Below are 20935 nucleotides of genomic sequence, written 5' to 3'. Positions count from 1 at the left end.
GACATTATTCAAAGTACAAAATTTAGAATATAAAAAAGCTTGGCTGCTAGGCGGCCAAGCTTTAAGACATCTATAAATCAATTGGCTTTTATATAGTTCACCTCAAGCAGAAGCTGAGTCTTTTAAAGCATCAAAATGAATCACACTACGTATGCTTTTACCATCATGCATTAAATCAAAAGCCTCATTAATATCTTCTAATGGCATGGTATGCGTGATAAAGTCCTGTAATGGAATCTCACCAGCTAAATAACGCTCAACATAGCCTGGAAGTTCAGTACGGCCTTTGACCCCACCAAAAGCCGAGCCTCTCCAGACACGGCCCGTAACCAACTGGAAGGGGCGGGTAGAGATTTCTTGGCCGGCACCGGCCACGCCTATAATCACAGATTCACCCCAACCTTTATGACAACATTCTAAAGCTGAGCGCATCACATCGACGTTACCGATACATTCAAATGAATAATCGACGCCCCCATCAGTTAGTTCAATGATAATGTCCTGAATAGGGTGGTCATAGTCTTTTGGATTAATCAAATCTGTAGCGCCTAACTTCTTAGCCAGTTCAAACTTGCTTTCATTAACATCAATTCCAATGATACGGCTTGCACCAGCCATAACAGAGCCGATTACAGCCGCCAACCCAATACCGCCCAAACCAAAAATAGCCACTGTCGAGCCTTTCTCAACTTTGGCCGTGTTCATAACAGCGCCCATACCGGTCGTCACACCGCAGCCCAATAAGCAGACTTCTTCAAGCGGTGCTTCTTTATTGACTTTGGCCAATGAAATTTCAGGCAATACGGTATATTCTGAGAAAGTTGAACAGCCCATATAATGATAAATTGGATCACCATCTTTATAAAATCGGGTGGTGCCATCAGGCATAAGACCTCTACCTTGGGTTTCACGAACGGCTGAACATAGATTGGTTTTACCAGAACGACACATTTTACAAACCCGGCATTCTGCAGTATATAATGGGATCACATGATCACCCACGGCGACACTGGTTACGCCTTCGCCAACTTGCTCCACAATACCGCCGCCTTCATGACCTAAAATGGCTGGGAAAACGCCTTCAGGATCAGCGCCTGATAGGGTATAAGCGTCGGTATGACAAACACCGCTGGCCAATACTTTAATCAATACTTCTCCTTTACGGGGCAGCATGACATCCACTTCTTCTATCTTCAGAGGCTCATTTGGGCCCCATGCTACGGCTGCTTTTGATTTAATAAATTTATCTGACATAGTGATTCTCTCTTATTATCAGTGGCTGTTTAAAGGCGTATAGATATAATTTATAAATTTGTCTTAAATGAGTCAGACCCTAAAGTCTTTAAAACATTAATCAACCATTGCCAAAACTTACCGACACTCTTGATATTAACTCGCTCATCTGGCGAATGTGGCATTTCAATGGTAGGACCAAAAGATACCATCTGCCAATGTGGATAGTGATGACCCAATAGACCGCACTCTAGGCCAGCATGAATCACCGTTACGTTAGGTTTAGTGCCCAAAAGTTTTTCACCTTCCCTAATTACACAATCTGTCAAAGCGGAATGTGGCGCAGGCTTCCAACCAGGGTATTCACCCTCTAAGTCAACTTTCGCACCAAATGCTTCAAATAGCCTTTTCATACGATCGGCTAAATCATCGCGCGCATCATCATCTAATGAACGCAGTAAGCTTTGCAGCTGCAAATGATTTTGTTGTGTATCTATACGGGCTAAATTAACAGAGGTTTCAACCACGCCAGCACTATCCATGCTCATTCGATCTACCCCATTTGGACATAAGCGAATGGCTGTTAATAAATTATGTTGACAGGATTTGGTCCAGACAAAGGAAGCTAAATCTGTATCATCAATAGTTATAGTCATATTACGATCTTCAATAGGAAGACCACGGCGAATCACTTCTGCTTCAGAATGTATCAGTTGTTTTAATTTATCGTCAGCGGTATCAGTAACGAATATAGCATTGGCTTCACGAGGTATGGCATTGCGTAGATTACCGGCATTAATAGAGGCCACTTCAATATAATCTGAAATACGGTCTAATAAACGAGACACAATAAGAGCCGCATTACCCCTTTGTTTGATTATATCAATTCCGGAATGACCCCCTTTTAAACCTCTTACCGATAACTGGTAAGCTTTACTCATTGAGGGAGCTTGCCACTGTATCGGTAAGGTAAAGGACGCATCCAAACCACCAGCACAACCAATACAAATATCACCAAGCTCTTCGGTATCTAAGTTTAATAACAATTGACCTTCAATCCAGCCAGGTTTCAGACCTTTAGCACCATCCATGCCTGTCTCTTCAGTGGCGGTGAATAAAGCTTCTAATGGTCCATGGACGATATCATCAGATGCCAATATTGCCAAAGCACAAGCTACACCAATACCATTATCTGCCCCTAAAGTAGTGCCTTTGGCGGTTACCCATTCGTTATTATATTCAGGATCAATATAAGCTTGAATGGGGTCCGTACTAAAATTATGAACACTGTCTTCATTCTTTTGAGCAACCATGTCTAAATGGTTTTGTAGAATGATACCTGGTGCATTCTCCATACCTTTGGTAGCAGGTTTGCGTACCAATACATTACCTACGTTATCACGCTGCGCCCAAAGTCCAAGCTTTTTTGCATTCTCGAGTACAAATTGTTGAACGGCTTCTTCTTGATGGGAGGGTCGAGGTATTTGAGTTAGGGCTTGAAAGTATTGCCAGACAACAGTAGGTGATAGTTGGCTAATATCCGAATTTAAATCATTGTTTAAACTGATTGACATAGTATTGACCCCAGGATGTTCTGATACTGTCTTATAAATTAAACCACTATTTTAAGTGACCTATTGCTAAATATGCAATTTTAGATACATATAAAAACACGTTGAACGACAGTGATCTATGAGGCTATTTAACTTATCAAATTTTGCAAACGAAGACTTACGGCAATTAAAAATGGATTTAACGAATCTATTGAGTTTTGAATATTGAAATTGAATTATTTACAAAGCTGACAACGATTGAACGAAACTGGTTTTTTAAGAATTTTGAAACTACGAAGTATGTTGATACATAACTATCGAAAACTTAGCAGCATTTCAATATCTCGAACTGTTATATTTCTAAATAAAGCTTGTTCATCAACAGGCATGCGATTCATGTGCTCTTTGATAAAAGGGAACAAAGCGTGGGCTATTTCAGTGGTCGATGAGTAGTATAAATTAGGATTGGTTTTGGTTAACTTTTCCAAAAAATTTTGTACTAAACGTCTTTTTTGACTTGTTCTAGTTCTAAATTTTGCATATAAACCTCATACTCATACTAATGTTATTGTAGCGCTATTAAGGCTATTAGTATGTAGTACGCAATAGTTTAATCAAGTATTTATTGTAAGAGTAAAGGATAGCTGCAAAGGCGAGTGAATCTAGTTTTGCCTTCTAAAAAACATCAGGGCTATAAAATATACAACCGCCCATGACAACCACATTGACACTAACGTATGACTAAAAAAATGATCGCCAATCATAATTTTGTATAGACCCATTGTCCAAGCCAGCAAAGTAACAAATAAAATAATTTTAAATTTATGCTGCGTATAACGGGGTAAATAAGCAAAGGCATATAAAGCAAATCCAGCACTGGCATGAGCGGCTGGGAAACATTTCGCTGAATTATTTGAGAGAATATCTTGCCAAAGTGACAAGTAAGGTAATTCACCATCAAAAAGTAACAAATGATTGGGACAGCTAACATGAGTTATGGCTTTTAAGCTGGCAATCACACTGGGTACAACTATTAGCGTTAGTAATAAAAAACCCAATTCTTTATTATTAAGAGGTAGTAATCCTCGTAGCAGTCTAGGTTTTGGAAAATGAGTAGTTACAGGCTGAAGATTTACAAGCTGCGCACTTGAAAGATGAGATATTTTAGATTGAAACCATTTTTTAACAATTAGGTTTATAAGAAGGTAAATACCCAATAAAATAATTAAGGTTTTTGGCAAATCATAAAAAATAAAGCGAAAGGGCTGCATATTTTTTTCAATAAGCCACTGTCCGTTTTGGTAAAACAAATGACTAAATGCCACATCTAATGCGCTATGTTCAATAAAAATTGTTGACACAATTGCTAAAGTTAGAAGTAACAAAAGGTGTGAAATTTTAAGGTTTGAGTGAATGGTATTGGTCAATGAATTACTCGGCATCATTATTAATTTTTATTCCAAATTCGATTCGATAAATCTAGGACATATATTTTTAAATCGTTAAATTATCAATATTAACTTCAGCATATAAACTATAAGACATTTCTCTTAAATAACGATTTATGAATGTTTAATTTCGACGCTAGGGAATAGCCATTTAACTTAAAGACTAACTTAATGACTAATTTAAAACTAAACCTGAATGTACTGCTAGAGAAAACAAAGCCATCGTCCATAGCGTAAATAACACTAACAAAGCCAAAAATTGTGCTGCAGAGCCAACATCTTTTGCTATCTTGGCTAAAGGATGTTGTGCTGTAGAGGTGTGGTCAATACTCGCTTCAAGTCCGGTGTTAATTAACTCAACAATTAATAATAAGAACGACCCGAACACTAAAATCATTTTAACGCTAATCACAAATGGTAACCAAATTAGCGACAAGACGAGAATTATATTAAGCCATAAAACCTGTCTAAAGGCGGCTTCATGATTGTAAGCTGCTTTAAAACCATCAATCGAATAACCTGCAGCTTTGATTACTCTAGCCAGCCCTGTTTTGCCTTTTACCTTTGACGCAAAGCTATGGGGATCCAAAGCTGATAGCTTAGAATCAATATGAGCATTTGAAGTGTGCTGAGTAAGATGATCGGATTGAGAATTTAGCGGTAATTTAGACATAATTTTTATTTTGCAACGTAATAAGAAAGTAGATTGTTGAATAGTTATTAATTTTGGGTAATAAGTATATAGAATTTTGGGTTAAGAAAGCGTTAAGATAGTGCAAATTACTAAATTCAACTGATGATCATCTACGAATACTAACCATCAGACTAATAAAGTTATTAGCGCATAACCTTGGTAGGTATATATATCAGTGATAATAAATACTAAAAGTGCTACCACCTGATTCATTGGTAGTATGGGTTAACTTCCAATCAAGATGTGCCATGATACGTTGAACTATACTAAGTCCTAACCCAGAACCCTCTGTTTTGAGATTTTCAGGTTCAATTCGCTCGAAGCGTTCATACAATAGCGGCATCATATTATCAGGGATACCTATACCAGTATCGGCAACACTTATTTTATCGTTGTCAATATGTATTAATACTTCACCAGAATCTGTGTATTGAAATGCATTTTTGATCAAGTTGCCTAAAGCCATTTTTAAAAGTTCTGGTCTTACCTGAGTGGTGTAATCATTATCCGCTTCAATATGACATCGTACGGGTTTAAATTGTAATAAATAGCTCAGTCGATTAGCTTCTTTAGCCGCAATTTGATTGATACAAGTTAGAGGGGCATCAAGTTGTTCTGGCGATCGAGACAGTAGTAATAGAGCACTAATAATTTCAGAAGTGTCTTTAGCAGTATTGGTGATACGCTCAGTAAACTCACAGGCTTTAGGATTATCCTGTAATTGAGATTGAAGTACTTCTGAGGCGCCCATGATAATAGTTAAAGGAGTTCGTAACTCATGACTGACATCACCGGTAAATAGCTGTTCACGTTTTAAATACTGTTCAAGTTTATTGTTCTTATCATCAATGGCTCTAGCCAATATGCCAACTTCAGAGGGTAGGTGAGTCAACTCGTTAAGATTATATTGATCAGATTCAACCGCATCTTTTAAATCCAATAACGGCTTAATTATGGTTTTAGAGGATAAGGATGAAAAGATATAAGCCATTATTATACTTAGCAATAGCACCCCAATTAACAAGTTATAAAACATCTTTTCAAGCTGCTCAAATAAGGACAATACTGGATAAGATGGGTTTGAATACGCTTTATATAGCATATCATCAGTTCTAGATCCTATATCTCGATAAGCTAATACATAATATTGACCTTGATAAAGATACTTAAAGTAATATAAACCTTCTTTTTTACCACTTTCAGATCTAATATTAATTTCATGAATATCAGGTGTGACCGTATCCCTTAAGATTTTAGGGGCATCGCTGAGCTTGTATATCTCTACACCGGAGTTTTCATCTACTTTAAGTGAATCTAACGATTTATTCTCACTTCTAGAAGCTTTGGCAGCGCTAACTTCGAATTGATGCAATAAGTAACTTTCTACCAATATTGTCTCTATTTTTCTTTCTGCTGAATAAAAAATAGCTATGAAAATTGCGCATAATATAAATGCAAATATAAAATAGGAGAGACGAAATTTAAAGACAATAGAATCAGTGTTTATCATAGCTATTAACTACTATTTAAGTGAATACGTTACTATTAATTTTAATTTATTAGTAGTTTAAATAACTATCAGTTTTTTAATATAACTGGCAGTGTTAACGAATGATAGCTTATATGGATGAAAGTTTGTATTAACAGCATAGTGGAGAATTAAGGTGTATAAATTCAATGCAAACTTATTGTGAATCAGGTAGTACAATTTGATAGCCAATAGCAGGTAGGGTAATTATCATAGGATGATCAAAAGGTTTATCAACATGAGAACGCAGGCTATGCAAATGAGTACGCAGGGCATCACTATTTGGAATATCATCTCCCCAGACCTTTTGTTCTAGGTCATTTTTAGTTACCACATTTGGATAAGACTGCATGAGGGTTTTTAATATTTTAAAACCGGTAGGCGTTAACTTTAATAAATTATTATCACGATAAGCTGTATGCTTTTCAATGCTCAGACACAATGGACCAATGATAAGATCGTGGTCAAAGTATTCATCTTGATATCGGCGTAATAACGCTTTGACTCTGAGTTCTAACTCAACTAATGAGAAAGGTTTGACCAAATAATCATCAGCGCCACTGTCAAATCCAGCCACCTTATCCGAGATGGTATCTCGAGCCGTTAGCATTAGCACTGGCGTTTTAAGATGTAGCTTTTCGCGTAATATTTTACATAGTTCAGTGCCATTCATACCCGGCAACATGACATCCAATAAGACTACATCGTAATGGTTATGGGTTAGTAATGACAACCCACTTGCTCCGTTATGTGCATTGTCTAACTCATAACCTTTAGCTTCAAAAAAAGCATAAATATTAGCTACAATGTCGGGGTTGTCTTCAACTATCAATATTTTATACATTGGCTATTATTCACTTAATGGTTGATGGGCATTTGATTCATCAACGTATCCGTTAATTTAGGGTTTTAAACAATGTAGGTTTGTTTTCGACCTCTTGTGTGGTTATTCCAAAATAACTTAATAAAGTTGGGGTTAGGTAATCATGAGAAACAGGCTTGTCCAACTGATTGACAATACTATTGGTATCTATATGATTCGATGCCGGTGACCATACTATTAATGGGACTTGTTTTTGTGCCTTTGGCGCTATGCTATAAGGTAAGCCATGAAGATAGATATTATTTTCTCCCAAGCTTTCACCATGATCACTAACATATATCATAACCACATCATACTGCTGTTCATAAGGTTTGAGGGTCTCAATAATATTATGTAAAAAGTAGTCCGTGTAAACAATGGCATTGTCATAAGCGTTTATAACGGATTGATTGTCACATTTAGACAGCTCATTGCTTTCACAGACAGGTTTAAATACCTCAAACTCTTTTGGATAACGTTTATAATAAGCTGGACCATGGTTGCCCATTTGGTGTAGCACCAACAAAGTGTTCTGTGGTTTAGCAACTATTTTGTCAAAATCTTTTAGCATGCCAATATCACGACATTCCGAATCGCATTCAGGATTTAGCTTGTTTGATTTATAGTCCTCAAAAGTTACACGATCTGCCACCCCTTTAGAGCTTGAATTATTGTCTCGCCAAATTACATTAACACCTAGCTTATGTAGCGTGTCAATGACGTTCTCATTATAGCTGGCTTGATCCATTTTGTAATCTTTACGTCCTGCATAACTGAACATACAGGGAACTGAGTATGCGGTTGATGTACCACAAGAGCTTACATCTTTAAAGCTGTATATGTCCTTAGTCTTGGCCAGTAAAGGCATCGTATTTCGTGCATAACCATTTAAACTTACATGATCTGCACGTGCCGTTTCACCCACTACCATGACCATTAACTTTGGTTTTATTGGTTGAGCACTACCACTTTGCGAGTTAATGACGGCAGGAGCTATCAATTTAGCGTCTTCAGCATGAGGGATTAAGTGTTTGGGACGACGCATATCATCAATTTTATCCGTGCCCATTTTTACCAATGAATATATTGGCATAACAGGATTGGCGTAGTAACGAACCGGTTTATGTTGACGAAAGAAACTTGCATATTGGTCCCCAAAAGGCAATAAGCACAGTGCTATAAGTCCCAAACATGCCAAAATACTAATTACCCTTTGCAAAACCGCATGTTTGAATGTTGACGGTTTTATTTTCATTAGAGACAAAAGGATTACTGGTAATACCCCTAAAAGTAACACTCTAATTAAAAACGAAGGCGCAAATAAATCCATTGCCTCAGCATGATCAGTTTCAAGTCCGTTTACCAACATATTGGTATCAAAAATAGTGCCGTAACTGTCTGTAAAATAAGCACAAATTGCAGCGACTATAATTAATAGACCAAGAATAAATTTATGAACAGGTCTATAGGTAACTAACTGAAGTAAAAACCATATAACCCCAAACAACAATACACCCGTAGAAATGACAAACCCTAAATTATTAGCAATAGGATAAATTGCCAATACTTTTGAGAAAAAACTTAAATTAGCTGTTAGGGTTAAAAATAAAGCGACCAACAATATAAGCACATTTAGATTAATATGATAATGTGATAAGCGCTTAAAAAATGGTAAATTGCAATTGTCATTTAAGTCATTTGTGTCATTTGATAAAGGGGTATTGGGAGTTAAAAGCTTTGACATATTGTAATTTCTCGGTAAATTTAGAGAATTGGATCTTTTATAGGCTAGCAATTTTGATGTTAAGACGGCGTTAAGAGATATAATTCTAAATTATTAATTGATTATTCATACTGCTTTAAGGGACATTAATATAGATGAACTATATAAAAAAAGATAGCTATAGAATTTCAAACAGGCAAAAATGAGAAGAATTGTTTGATAAATAATGATTAATGAGCAACCAAATAATTTGCGTTAAATTCTAAAAAAACTTACATTCATAAAAAAACCCAGTTACTGTCTTTATAACAGCAACTGGGCAAATCACAATAAACTATAACGATTAGGCTGATAGTCGTTCACGACCATGAGCCGACATGAAATCAATCTCAGGACCCACTGGTACTATAAGCGTAGGGTTAATAGTGTCATGGCTACCATAATAATGGGTTTTGATATGATCCATATTGACCGTTTCTGCCACACCAGGGACTTGGTATAAGTCGCGAGTATAGCCCCATAGGTTAGGATAGTCATATATACGGCGAATATTGCATTTAAAATGTCCGACATATACTGGATCAAAACGTACTAGGGTAGTAAATAAGCGCCAATCTGCTTCAGTGATAGTATCACCCGTTAAATAGCGGTTGTTTTCAAGTCTAGCTTCTATAGTATCTAAGGCTTTAAATAAATCAATAACTGCTTCTTCATACGCCTCTTGCGTGGTTGCAAAACCTGATTTATACACGCCATTATTAATATTGGGATAGATAAATTCGTTTAGTTCTTCAATCTCACTAACTAAGTTGTCAGGTAAGAAGTTCACCTCCTTATTAGCACCGACTTCATCAAATGCCGAATTAAACATACGAATGATTTCAGAAGATTCATTACTAACGATAGTATTGTTCTTTTTATCCCATAGGACAGGGACAGTGACACGACCAGTGTAATCAGATTTGGCTTTGGTATAAATCTGGTGCATATAATCTGCATTAAAAATAGGGTCGGGGATAACACCCTCACCTTCATTAAAGGTCCAACCATGCTCATGCATTAAGGGATGTACGACTGAAACACTTATCAAATCTTCCAAACCCTTTAATTTACGATAAATAAGGGTGCGATGTGCCCAAGGACAAGCTAATGACACATATAAATGATAACGATTAGGCTCTGCTTTAAAGCCGTCACTTCCAGAAGGGCCAGCACTACCATCAACAGTAACCCAGCTTCTAAAGCGGGCCAGATCACGTTGGAAACGTCCGCCGGTAGCTTCTGTATCATACCATTGGTCTTGCCATTTACCTTCAACTAATAATCCCATAGCTTTACACCCCTTTAAATTATTAAAATCAAAAACAACGATATGTATTTAGTATTGTCCATATATTAAGCGAATAGTTTAGGTCAATAAACCTTTAAATTCGCAATATATTGTTCTATATATTGGAACAGATAAATTCAAATAGCTTTAAAATTATTCTCAACCAATATTGTTAAGATGATGAATACATTATAGTTATAGATACTAATCAATTATTTAATTAAAATTAAAAGTTATATCCAAATTTAAATTTTATTGAAAAACCATTATACATGCTAAATAAATGATTATATTATGCTAATTTATAGCATGAATTGTTATTCATTACTTCAGTGTTACTGAACATAATATAGTATTGCTTTTATAAAATTTTTTGATGGTTTTTAAGTGTAGCTCATGTACGATAAAGCTTTACATGTACATTCCAATAATGCAACCCCACCTTGATATGAGATCGCTCCTATGTCACTTAACGAATCCTCTTCAATGGCCTCAGCGCAAATATCCGATCAAAAATCACTGTTACGAATACGTGGTGTAAGTAAAGCTTATGGCGACACCCAAATTCTTAAAGGCATTGATTTAGATATTTATGATGGCGAATTTTTGACTCTGCTGGGTCCTTCTGGGTGTGGTAAGACTACCTTATTACGCTTAATAGGTGGATTTGAAATGCCAAATGCTGGTTCAATGGAGTTAGACGGTGTAGACATTACAAGTTTACCAGCAGATAAGCGTCCTATTAATACGGTGTTTCAGCAATATGCCTTGTTTCCGCATATGAATGTATTCGATAACATTGCTTATGGTTTAAAGCTTAAAAAAGTTCCTAAAGATGAGATAAAGGTACGGGTTAAAGAAGCTCTACAGATGGTGCAATTAGAACATATGATGAACAGACGTCCTCAAGATTTATCTGGCGGTCAACAGCAACGTATAGCTATTGCTCGCGCCGTGGTAAACCAACCAAAAATGTTGTTACTTGATGAGCCTTTATCAGCTCTAGACGCTAAGATGCGGGTACAAATGCAATCTGAGTTAAAGAGGTTACAGCGTGAGCTAGGCATTACATTCGTGTTCGTAACTCATGACCAAGAAGAAGCGCTATCTATGTCAGATAGGATTGCAGTAATGAAAGCTGGAGTATTCCAGCAAATAGATACACCCATTCGTATTTATGAGTCGCCGGCCAATTTATTCACCGCCAACTTTATCGGTGAAACCAATTTATTTAAAGCTCGTGTGCTTGAGGTAAACGATCAGCGTATTAAGGTTGAAGTCACGGAGCAAAAAGAGGGCTTTAATCCCATTCGTGATCTACCTAAGCCCAAATTCAATGTGCAAGTGGGTCAGAGCATTAATCTATTGCTACGACCTGAAGATATCCGTGTCTATTATGTAAATGATGGTTATGAAGGCCTAGTGGGGCACGTGGTTGACAGTGCTTACAAAGGCAGTACTTTAGACTCGGTAATTCGATTACAAAGTGGTAATCTTGTCAAAACGTCAGAATACTTTAATGAGGACGATCCCAACTTCAATTACAAGATGGGTCAAGAAGTGAGAGTCGATTGGGTCGATGGATGGGAGTGGATATTGCCTGATGAATAATTCAACTTTACCAAACAAGACTTTGCCAAGTGCTAGTAGCAAAATAGTAAATAAAAAACCTATGTTTCAACGGGTAACCGTATTTGTTATATGGGCTTGGTTAATCATATTTGCATTAATACCAAATATATTGGTTATAGCGGCCAGTTTTTTGACTAGAGACGAAAATTCATTTATAGCATTGCCTATTACGATAGACAACTACCTTCGTTTTGTGGATCCGTTATACGTCAAAGTCTTTTTGCACTCGCTTAGTATGGCCTCAATTACTACTATCATTTGTTTATTATTGGGATATCCTTTTGCTTGGCTCGTGAGTCGAACTTCTAATCGCTGGCAGTCTTTTTTGATGCTATTGTTAATTATCCCTTTTTGGACCAACTCATTGGTTCGCTTATATGCGGTTAAGCTTATAATGGCGGCAAATGGCCTATTAAGTACGGCGCTTATAGCCATGGGCTTAATTGATGAGCCCTTACAAATCCTCTATACCCAAAAGGCAGTTATTGGCGGGTTGGTGTATCTGTTATTTCCGTTTATGGTGTTGCCACTATATGCAGTCTTTACCGATATGCGGGATGATCTAGTTTTGGCTTCAAAAGATTTAGGGGCCAATAAGTATCAGACATTTTGGCACGTAATATTGCCACTGACCACTCCAGGCATTATTTCAGGCGTATTATTGGTACTCTTGCCAGCTATGGGTATGTTCTATGTAGCGGATATACTTGGTGGCTCTCGTAACTTGCTCGTTGGTAATATTATTAAATCTCAATTTTTAGACGCTAGGGATTGGCCATTTGGTGCAGCAGCTAGTGTGCTACTCACTTTGACTATGGCGATATTGATTGCGGCGTACTATGCCAGTAGCAAACGCATCGGCAAAACCGATTACAATGAAGTGGCATAGGGGAAGGATGCTATGAGCAAAACAGCGATAACCAATACAATGAGCAGTGCACTAAAATGGTTTTCAAGACTATATTTGACCCTTATTTATCTAATATTGTTTGCCCCAATTGTAGTGATGGTGGTTTTCTCATTTAATGCCTCAAAGATAGGCTATACTTGGGCTGGATTTAGTTTTAATTGGTATCATGAGCTGTTTAGTAATGAGGCCATGATACAAGCCTCAATCAATTCAATAATTTTGGCAGTAGTAGCAGCTACCGTCACTACAGCGATAGGCGCGCTTACTGCTTTATCATTCCAGCGTTATGACTTTAAAGGGAAAAGCGTACTACAAAGTTTATTGTTTGTGCTTATGATGTCACCGGAGATTGTATTGGCAATTTCTTTATTGGCATTGTTTTTAATTATAGGTATTCAGCTTGGCTTTGTAACCTTACTGTTGGCACATATCACGTTTTGTCTTCCATTTGTAGTGATAACAGTGTCAGCAAGGCTTGCGAGTATGGATAATAGCGTACTAGAGGCCGCTCGCGATTTGGGTGCTAGTGAATTTACCATGATTCGTACCGTCCTTTTGCCCATTATTCTACCAGCTGTGTTGGCGGGCTGGGTATTGGCATTTACCTTGTCTTTAGATGATGTGGTAGTGTCCACTTTTAATACTGGTGCAAGTTTTGAGATATTACCGTTACAGATATATTCTATGGTACGAGTTGGGGTTAAGCCTGAGGTAAATGCAGTGGGAACCATATTGTTGGCAATCTCTTTAGTAGGCTTACTCATTTCACAATTATTACTGCTCAAAAAACGTTAAGGATAAGTTATGACAAAGAAACATGCCTCCAAAAATAACCTTGTCACACGTCGACGTTTTTTAGAGATGACTGGAGTGGGATTAGTAGGCTTATCAGGTCTTGGATTGGTAGGATGTCAGCAGTCTGGCACTGATGAGACAAATACCGCAGATACTGCGTCTACTCAAAATACAGCAGCCACCAAAAGAGGAAAAGTGGTTAACGTCTATAATTGGACAGAATATATTTCTGACAGTGTGTTAAAAGCCTTCACCGCTGAGACAGGTATAGATGTGGTGTACAGTACATTCGACTCTAATGAAGCCATGTATGCCAAACTTAAAATTATGGGCAATAGCGGCAATTACGATGTTATATTTCCTGGTACTGACTTCGTAGATAAGATGCGAAAAGAGAATATGCTTGAGGAGCTTGATCATAATAAGATTAGTAACTTTAAGCATTTAAATAAATCATTCTTAAATGTAGACTTTGATCCTGAGAATAAATTTAGTATACCTTATCTATGGGGCTCATCAGGTATTGCGGTAAATACTAAGCGTATTGATATGTCAGCGATTACTTCATGGAATGACTTATGGCTACCGCAATATGAAGGCCGAGTAATGTTAATGAATGACTTGCGTGACGTATTTTCCATGAGTCTTTTGACACTAGGATTTCCTACCTCTACTCAAGATCCTCTTCAAATAAAAGCAGCTTATGAAAAACTAACAAAATTAATGCCAAACGTGCGTACCTTTAACTCAGATGCGCCGCGTATGCCATTTATGGAAGGCGAAACCTATTTGGGATTGGCTTGGAATGGCGAAGTAATTATGGCCCAAGATCAAGGCATGCCTGAGCTTGATTTCGTTTATCCTAAAGAGGGGGCTATAATGTGGATGGATAATATGGCTATTCCTAAGAATGCCAAAAATTTAGAAAACGCACACACCTTTATCGACTTTATTTTGCGTCCAGAGAATTCAGCTATTATTAGTGAAGAGATAGGTTATGGCTCTCCTAGTGATGCTGCTCGAGCGTTAATGCCTTCTGAAATGGCCAATAATCATATTATCTATCCACCTGCTGAACAATTGGGTCATGCCTTATTTCGTCAAGATGTGGGCGACAAGACAATGGCGCTTTATCAACAATACTGGGATCGTTTGAAAGTTGATATGTAGTCTATTTAAAATGTTCAAATTTATTAGGCGAACGAACTCGTTATAAATTTAGCTCATGTAATGATATAGCTTGTATTGCAATAGATTTAGATGCTTTAAACAAAAGCTGCATCCGGACAATGTGCTGAATTTTTCTCATCTTTAGTAGCAGCTCTGATCACTTTGATAGGGGTTAGCTGCTGCTGCTGCCAATCTATCAAACCCATATCAACAAACTCTTGTAGCCAACCTTGCATTGGCCAGTGATGCCATTTTTTATAAAATATGTTGGCATTTACCACGATGCTATTTAAATGGTTTAGGGGTGGACGATATACACTATGCTGTTGGTGATACACAACATCTGCACTTAAATATAATTTTATGCCAAGCTCTCTTGCGCTAAAACCAAAGTCAGTATCTTCAGCACCATAACCCACATAAGCTACATCAAACCCGCCAATTCGATCAAACTGCTGGCGAGAAATAGCAAAGCATAAACTCCAAAAAGCGCCATAATCTTCTGTTTCTAAGATTGCAGTGGGTGTCTCATTTAATTGGGTAGTTTCAAAATTGTGACGATAGGGGTTATATACCGATAATTGCTCAAGGTCATTTGCATCAAGAATGCCTCGTTTCAAGTTTACGCTTTCATCTTTTGTTAAAGGACGAGTTAGATATTTAGGCTGTCCCATTAATAACGCTTCGGGGTATTCAGCCAACTTTATAGCAATCTGTTCCACAAAACTTGGATTTGCTATACAGTCTACGTCCAAAAATATAAGCTTCTCATGACTAGCATGACGGGCCCCTAGATTGCGGTTGTGACCTATATCAAAACTTTTGGTTTTATGAATCATACTGGTACTATCTAAAGCAGCAGTCGTGGCTATTTTGATAATATTTAGGTCGTATTCAGCAAGTCGTTTAGGATCTGCATCGTCATTGACTATGATTATTTCAGCAGGTTTGACGCTTCCATGCTCTAAGCTACTTAGCAGATTATAGAGATGATCATTACGACCATAACACGTGGTAATGACACTAACTTTAGCTATGTCGACATTGTAGGGCTTCGGTGTAAATTCAGCATTAAAACCCATAGATCTAACCTTTGTGAATAATTTACATTAAGATGTCGTAATAAGATATTGAGTATAATCAATCTGGCTGCATATCAATACGCGGTAGTAACCAATCATGAAACCAAGAATGAATAGAAGTATAAATTTTTGTACTTTGCATAAGTTCTAAAGCTAGCGATGCTTTTAAGTTTCTATCAGAACTTACAGTGTCGGTTGCTAAACGATTAGAACTAAGGATTTCAGGTATTGATGTTTCAAAGACAACTGTTTTTGATGAACTTGGTTCAGAAGCTGCTTCTTGTAGAGCTTGACCTTTAAATAACGCGTTATCTGAAAATAAGTTATTGCCATGTAGAGACACTAGCTGTTGAAAATAGTCCCAATCAACTGCACGACCTTCATTAATTAAGGCTTGGGCAGTGAAATGCTGTTCATTATGCGGTCGATAATCAGGCAGTACTACCAATGGTGTATCAGTGCTATAAACTTGAGAAATAGCGTTCAACCCACATGCCATCAATAAGCAATCACTGTGTTCAATAAAAGGCATTACATCATTGACTTCTGCAGCGATATCAACGTAAGCACGTTTGTTATGATGAATAGGGCCTAATGAAATGATAAGAGTATGAGGTAATAATTCTCGCAATTTAGGCAATTTATTATCAATATCCTCATGTCCGCCATAGCCTTTGATAACCGTTACAATGGGACGCTCATCTAACTCAATATACAGATGATTGTTGTTAGAAAAAGACACCAATGATGAGATAAATTCCGGATATGACAAGATACCTAATTGGCTAGTATTTACAAAATCAAGATATAAGGTTTTGGAAGGTAGCCATTCAGGGGTAACACTAGCATCTAAAGATTTGGGATAGGGAGCAATCATAGCTAATGATCCAGCGAATGCATTTACATGAGGTATATCATCACGTATACCTGGTAATCTCACATACAGATAGGGAATACTTGCGGCTCGGCACAGTATTGCAACTTCAACACTCACATCTATAATCATAAGCTCGATATTGAGTTTATGAATATTGTCTAAAAGTTGGTGAGCACGTTTTTGTATATTGCTATTACCTACAGGAGAATAATGCAAACTATTGGGTTGCCAATATTCTCCAGCTCTGCCTTTTAAGGTATCGGTATCTAGTTCATCTTCAGCCGCTATCCTAACCACCTGTGACTCAGGTATAGAATTAAACGTGTAGGCCTCAGCGCTTATGCTAGTAAATACCGTAATGTGACTTCTATCATCTACCGATAATAAGGCGGCCAGCTTGTCAGCTTGACGACAGTGCCCTGACCCATGGTGGTGAGCATAGTATCCAATATTCAAAAACAATTACTCCTTACTTAAAGTCATATCAGTAAGGTTTGCAGCCTCTAAAACATGATCAGATTTGATTGAATTATTGTTAGGGCTGTCTATCATATTTTGCCATGCTGTTGATTTAGAATGCACAGATTTAGATTGCTTAGCATTTGAAACATCAAATTGTGTGACATTTAATTGTGAAGATCTTAGTCTAAAAGAACTGGTCTTGAATGAGCTAGATTGTTCATTGGATTGTTCGGATCTTAAGTTACTAATCTCAAATGGCGGATACTGAATCTGTTGTAGGGTTCGATAGTATAAATCTAAGTATCCTTCTACCATGGGTGTTGATGAACAAAATTCAACAGCTCTATCGCGGCAGGCTTTACGTGAAATAAGTTTAATTATTTCAAATCCTCTAATAAAAGCCTCACTATCTTCTTTGGGAACGATAACCCCAGTTTCAGGCGTAATAATCTCAGAACTAGCCCCAGCATCAAAGCCTAAAACTGGTGTTCCGCAGGCTAAGCTTTCAGCAAGCGTTAGTCCATAAGGCTCATCCCACGTACTGGTAAATAGCATGGCAGTTACTTGGGGTAGATATTGATTGACTTCGGATTTAGTTAAGTGACCGACATAGTTCAAAAGTCGATCTGTATCCTTCAGATTAGCATCTTGATCTAATAAAGGTTTTACATAGTCATCAAAGTAGCATTGGTTGCTTTTTGGTCCGGCAATAATAAGTTTTTTATTGGCCTGTTGACAGTACTGAATTGCCAAATGCGTACCTTTTTCTGGACAAATCCTCCCATACCAAAAATAGACTTCATCAGAGATCGGCTCTAAATTTGCCTTAAATTGATCAACATCAATACCATTGTAAACTACATGAGATGGGACATATTCTGAAAAAAGTTGCTGCTGGTATTTACTTACTGAGGTGAATTGGGTGCTAGTACCTAGTTTTAATGTTACTAATGCTAAGTGTAATGCTGGAAACATGGGAGTATGAAAGGTAGTGAAGAATCGAGGCCCAAATACTTGACCAGTCATCATAGGGATATGATGCAAACTATGGTTATGAACTATATCAATTTCACCGCGCTCATCACGCTCAATAATGTCACGAAATGCCATTTGATATGCCAAATAGCTAAATAGTTCTTCACGGCCCATTGATAAATTCTTGGGGCCTTGGTCACCTATGATATTGTCAAACTCTTCATCGGTCATTAAGGGCACTAGTGTAGCCTTGGTCTGACTGTCTTTATGAGCATACAACAAAACTTCGTGACCCTTATCTACCAATTCATCGCATATTAAATGGGTCATTTTTTCAAGCCCGCCTGCATAGGGCTCAGTGATTGGATATAAAGAATGAGCAATAATAGCAATGCGTAATGGAGTAGGAGAGCTTTTAATCATATTGATATTATTGATTGAAGAATGCATAAAGATTCCAAGTCGTATAGTCATATTGTATTATTAAAGTTAAGTTGTAAAATTTAAAAATAAAGGGGTATTAATTTAGCTTTTATTTAAAATTGTATCGCTGCTTAGTTCTAATCTAGATAAAGGTTTTGTATTACTAAAATTATATACAGTGACTAAAATTGATGCTAATTTGAGCAAAAAGAACCCTACAGCACAGGCAAATAATAAGGGTGAGTAAAATTCTGAAATAGGTGAGACCATTAAAGCAGTAATAAAATTAAGGATTAATAACAGTTTTGGTGCCACTATTAAATCCTTAATCCATGGCGCTTTGTCATCATTCATAATCTTCTGCTTAGGCGTACAAGTAAAAGGTTTACTTTGTCCCCATAATACAGGCAACCAAGACAAGGCACCAAGTTCCCAAAAATTAAGGTGTAAAAGCCATGTCCGCAATCTATCGCTTAATTTAAATTTATGCTTAACATTAAACTGCTTATTTAAAGTACTACTATCTTGAAGGTAGGCCCATAAACGTCTAGTAATAAAAAGAGCATAACTGCTATAAATCAAAGCTAAAGGAAAAAAAACATTAACTTCGGCACTTGGATAGAACACTGAACCTGCAATAACCATTAAGGTTAACATATGAAAAACGATAAAAGGACCCGTTAAATTAACCCATGCTGTTAACTGTGACAGATGTGCCCTTAATAAGCTAAAACGCTGCCCATATGAAAGAGGTTCATTATTACTAAACTTCGTAGTTGTAACAGAATCAAAATTTTCATCACTTGCTGGAACCAGCTTGGAGGAACGAAAATACTTTTTTAAAACCTGCATATTGCCATAAATCCAGCGTCGACGTTGAGCTATCAGATCCTTTAATGTATTTGGCAAAATCCCTGAAGCAATGACTTTAGGTATAAATTCGCTGTTCATCCCATGACGATGCATTAACACACCCATCTGGGCATCTTCAGTAATAGATTCTGAAGACCACCCACCAAGCTTTATTAAGTCATCAACTTTAATAACCGCAAAAGTGCCTGTAGAAAGTGCTCTAATTCTATTAAATGGTCTATACAAATGATGATTAAAGTAATGGTTTAATTCGCTATGAATATCCACTTGACCATGACTACGGTAAAACTGAGGGAACTGTAATAGAGAATGGTTGGGGTGTTGCAATATAGCTTGCTTGATAGTATTTCTAGCATGCGCAAGCGCTTGATAATCACTATCTACGACCACAATATGAGAACACTGCCTGTCCATCAATTGTAATGCTAAGTTGAGAGCACCTGCTTTATAACCTTTGATGGCATCGACATGATAAAAGCGAACTTTTAACTTTGGGTTAAGTTTTTGGCAATAATCAGCCAATGGCTGGTATAAATGTACTTTAGTATTGTTATTATCAACTATTAAGATCTCATCTTGCGGCTGTTTAACCGCTAATAAAGATTCAATAGTTTTAATTACCAATTCAGGTGGCTCTGCACGAGTCATAATTTGAAAGCTTAAGGCTACCTTATTATTCGTATTATCAGATGGAAGGTTAGTATATGAATCTTTAAAAGCATAATGTTCAGAAATAGAATTAGGGTTGATTAAGGGTAAAGTTTGGAGGTCATTACTTTTAGCAATAATTGTCGTAAAATTCAGCGATACAGCACTCATAGATTATCCTTAGCCTTAAATGAATAATAGTGATTAGTCACTAAAAAAATAAAGATATTAATTACCAAGACTATTAGAAGAGCTATGTTTCTATATGTTGACAAGTGCAGGAGCTCATAAAATGAGACTAAACTTTAAATATAGGTCTATTCGTATAATAATTAGTAATAGATTTATATTATTTAATTGGAACAAATTGAAATTAATAAAGAAATATAACTCTTGATAATTTAATTTTTCTAAATAGTCCTCAAATAGCTATTTAATATCAATATATGTATTAAGGATTTAATAGGTGTTAATGATTATAAGGCTTAAAGGAAGATTATGTAGGTAATTTTATTGGGTATATATGATAGTTAATGTAAGTGATGCAATAAATATGCCTATACATTATTAAATTTTGGCACTAAAAAGGTTCGAATTTGTATAATATAAAATTATACGTTATTAGTATGAACAATCAGTTAACTTGATAAGATGCCTACAACAAAGCACAAAAAGCAATCTATATAAAATTTATTTTAAAATAAATTAAGTTAAATA

At 36.7% G+C, this 20935-nt stretch carries 17 protein-coding genes; 4 read left to right on the top strand and 13 right to left on the bottom strand.

The genetic code is table 11. The annotated features are described in order from the left end of the window. Positions 1-102: 102 nt before the first annotated feature. The 9 genes from QZ265_RS04365 to QZ265_RS04325 form a co-directional block, all read right to left on the bottom strand. The gene (locus tag QZ265_RS04365) at positions 103-1254 is read right to left on the bottom strand and encodes an S-(hydroxymethyl)glutathione dehydrogenase/class III alcohol dehydrogenase (protein WP_296403765.1); all 1152 of its coding nucleotides are present in this window, start codon (positions 1252-1254) and stop codon (positions 103-105) included. Between the two features lie 50 nt (positions 1255-1304). Further along, positions 1305-2807: an aminoacyl-histidine dipeptidase gene (locus QZ265_RS04360; RefSeq protein ID WP_296403764.1), complete on the bottom strand. Its 1503-nt coding sequence runs from the start codon at positions 2805-2807 to the stop codon at positions 1305-1307. Between the two features lie 293 nt (positions 2808-3100). Then, positions 3101-3274, bottom strand: coding sequence for a hypothetical protein (locus QZ265_RS04355; RefSeq protein ID WP_296403763.1), 174 nt, complete (start codon positions 3272-3274; stop codon positions 3101-3103). 174 nt (positions 3275-3448) lie between these two features. Next, positions 3449-4231, bottom strand: a complete 783-nt coding sequence (locus QZ265_RS04350) for a PAP2 family lipid A phosphatase (RefSeq protein ID WP_296403762.1) — start codon at positions 4229-4231, stop codon at positions 3449-3451. A 178-nt stretch (positions 4232-4409) separates the two neighbouring features. Next, complete coding sequence (locus QZ265_RS04345; protein WP_296403761.1) at positions 4410-4907, bottom strand: diacylglycerol kinase; 498 nt, start codon at positions 4905-4907, stop codon at positions 4410-4412. A gap of 193 nt (positions 4908-5100) precedes the next feature. After that, positions 5101-6300, bottom strand: coding sequence for a HAMP domain-containing sensor histidine kinase (locus tag QZ265_RS04340; RefSeq protein ID WP_366513649.1), 1200 nt, complete (start codon positions 6298-6300; stop codon positions 5101-5103). Positions 6301-6613: 313 nt separating this feature from the next. Next, positions 6614-7300: a response regulator transcription factor gene (locus QZ265_RS04335; RefSeq protein WP_296403759.1), complete on the bottom strand. Its 687-nt coding sequence runs from the start codon at positions 7298-7300 to the stop codon at positions 6614-6616. A gap of 52 nt (positions 7301-7352) precedes the next feature. After that, a complete protein-coding gene (locus QZ265_RS04330) occupies positions 7353-9062 on the bottom strand; it encodes a phosphoethanolamine--lipid A transferase (protein WP_296403758.1) in 1710 nt (569 codons plus the stop codon). Between the two features lie 322 nt (positions 9063-9384). Then, on the bottom strand, positions 9385-10371 hold the full coding sequence (locus QZ265_RS04325; protein WP_296403757.1) for a glutathione S-transferase family protein: 987 nt from the start codon (positions 10369-10371) through the stop codon (positions 9385-9387). A 462-nt stretch (positions 10372-10833) separates the two neighbouring features. Between QZ265_RS04325 and potA the strand changes: the two genes are divergently transcribed. Genes potA through QZ265_RS04305 form a run of 4 tightly spaced genes read left to right on the top strand, consistent with a single transcriptional unit; the run spans position 10834 to position 14878 of the window. Further along, complete coding sequence (potA, locus tag QZ265_RS04320) at positions 10834-11982, top strand: spermidine/putrescine ABC transporter ATP-binding protein PotA (RefSeq protein WP_296403756.1); 1149 nt, start codon at positions 10834-10836, stop codon at positions 11980-11982. Next, the gene (gene potB, locus QZ265_RS04315) at positions 11975-12892 is read left to right on the top strand and encodes a spermidine/putrescine ABC transporter permease PotB (protein ID WP_296403755.1); all 918 of its coding nucleotides are present in this window, start codon (positions 11975-11977) and stop codon (positions 12890-12892) included. Before potA ends, potB begins: the two co-directional genes overlap by 8 nt. Positions 12893-12931: 39 nt before the next feature. Beyond that, positions 12932-13708: a spermidine/putrescine ABC transporter permease PotC gene (potC, locus tag QZ265_RS04310; RefSeq protein WP_296403766.1), complete on the top strand. Its 777-nt coding sequence runs from the start codon at positions 12932-12934 to the stop codon at positions 13706-13708. A 9-nt stretch (positions 13709-13717) separates the two neighbouring features. Then, on the top strand, positions 13718-14878 hold the full coding sequence (locus QZ265_RS04305; RefSeq protein ID WP_296403754.1) for a spermidine/putrescine ABC transporter substrate-binding protein: 1161 nt from the start codon (positions 13718-13720) through the stop codon (positions 14876-14878). A 95-nt stretch (positions 14879-14973) separates the two neighbouring features. Here QZ265_RS04305 and QZ265_RS04300 read toward each other — a convergent pair whose 3' ends face one another. The 4 genes from QZ265_RS04300 to QZ265_RS04285 form a co-directional block, all read right to left on the bottom strand. Then, positions 14974-15960 (bottom strand): glycosyltransferase, encoded by a 987-nt coding sequence (locus QZ265_RS04300; protein ID WP_296403753.1) that lies wholly within the window; start codon positions 15958-15960, stop codon positions 14974-14976. A 58-nt stretch (positions 15961-16018) separates the two neighbouring features. Beyond that, a complete protein-coding gene (locus QZ265_RS04295) occupies positions 16019-17293 on the bottom strand; it encodes a hypothetical protein (RefSeq protein ID WP_296403752.1) in 1275 nt (424 codons plus the stop codon). 6 nt (positions 17294-17299) lie between these two features. Next, a complete protein-coding gene (locus QZ265_RS04290; protein ID WP_296403751.1) occupies positions 17300-18724 on the bottom strand; it encodes a glycosyltransferase in 1425 nt (474 codons plus the stop codon). A 75-nt stretch (positions 18725-18799) separates the two neighbouring features. Continuing rightward, a complete protein-coding gene (locus QZ265_RS04285) occupies positions 18800-20389 on the bottom strand; it encodes a glycosyltransferase family 2 protein (protein WP_296403750.1) in 1590 nt (529 codons plus the stop codon). Positions 20390-20935: the final 546 nt, after the last annotated feature.

It is taken from the genome of Psychrobacter sp. (assembly GCF_018260395.1).
Taxonomy (GTDB): Bacteria; Pseudomonadota; Gammaproteobacteria; order Pseudomonadales; family Moraxellaceae; genus Psychrobacter.
Note: the sequence above shows the minus strand (reverse complement) of the source record. Positions and strands in the feature narration are given on the sequence as shown.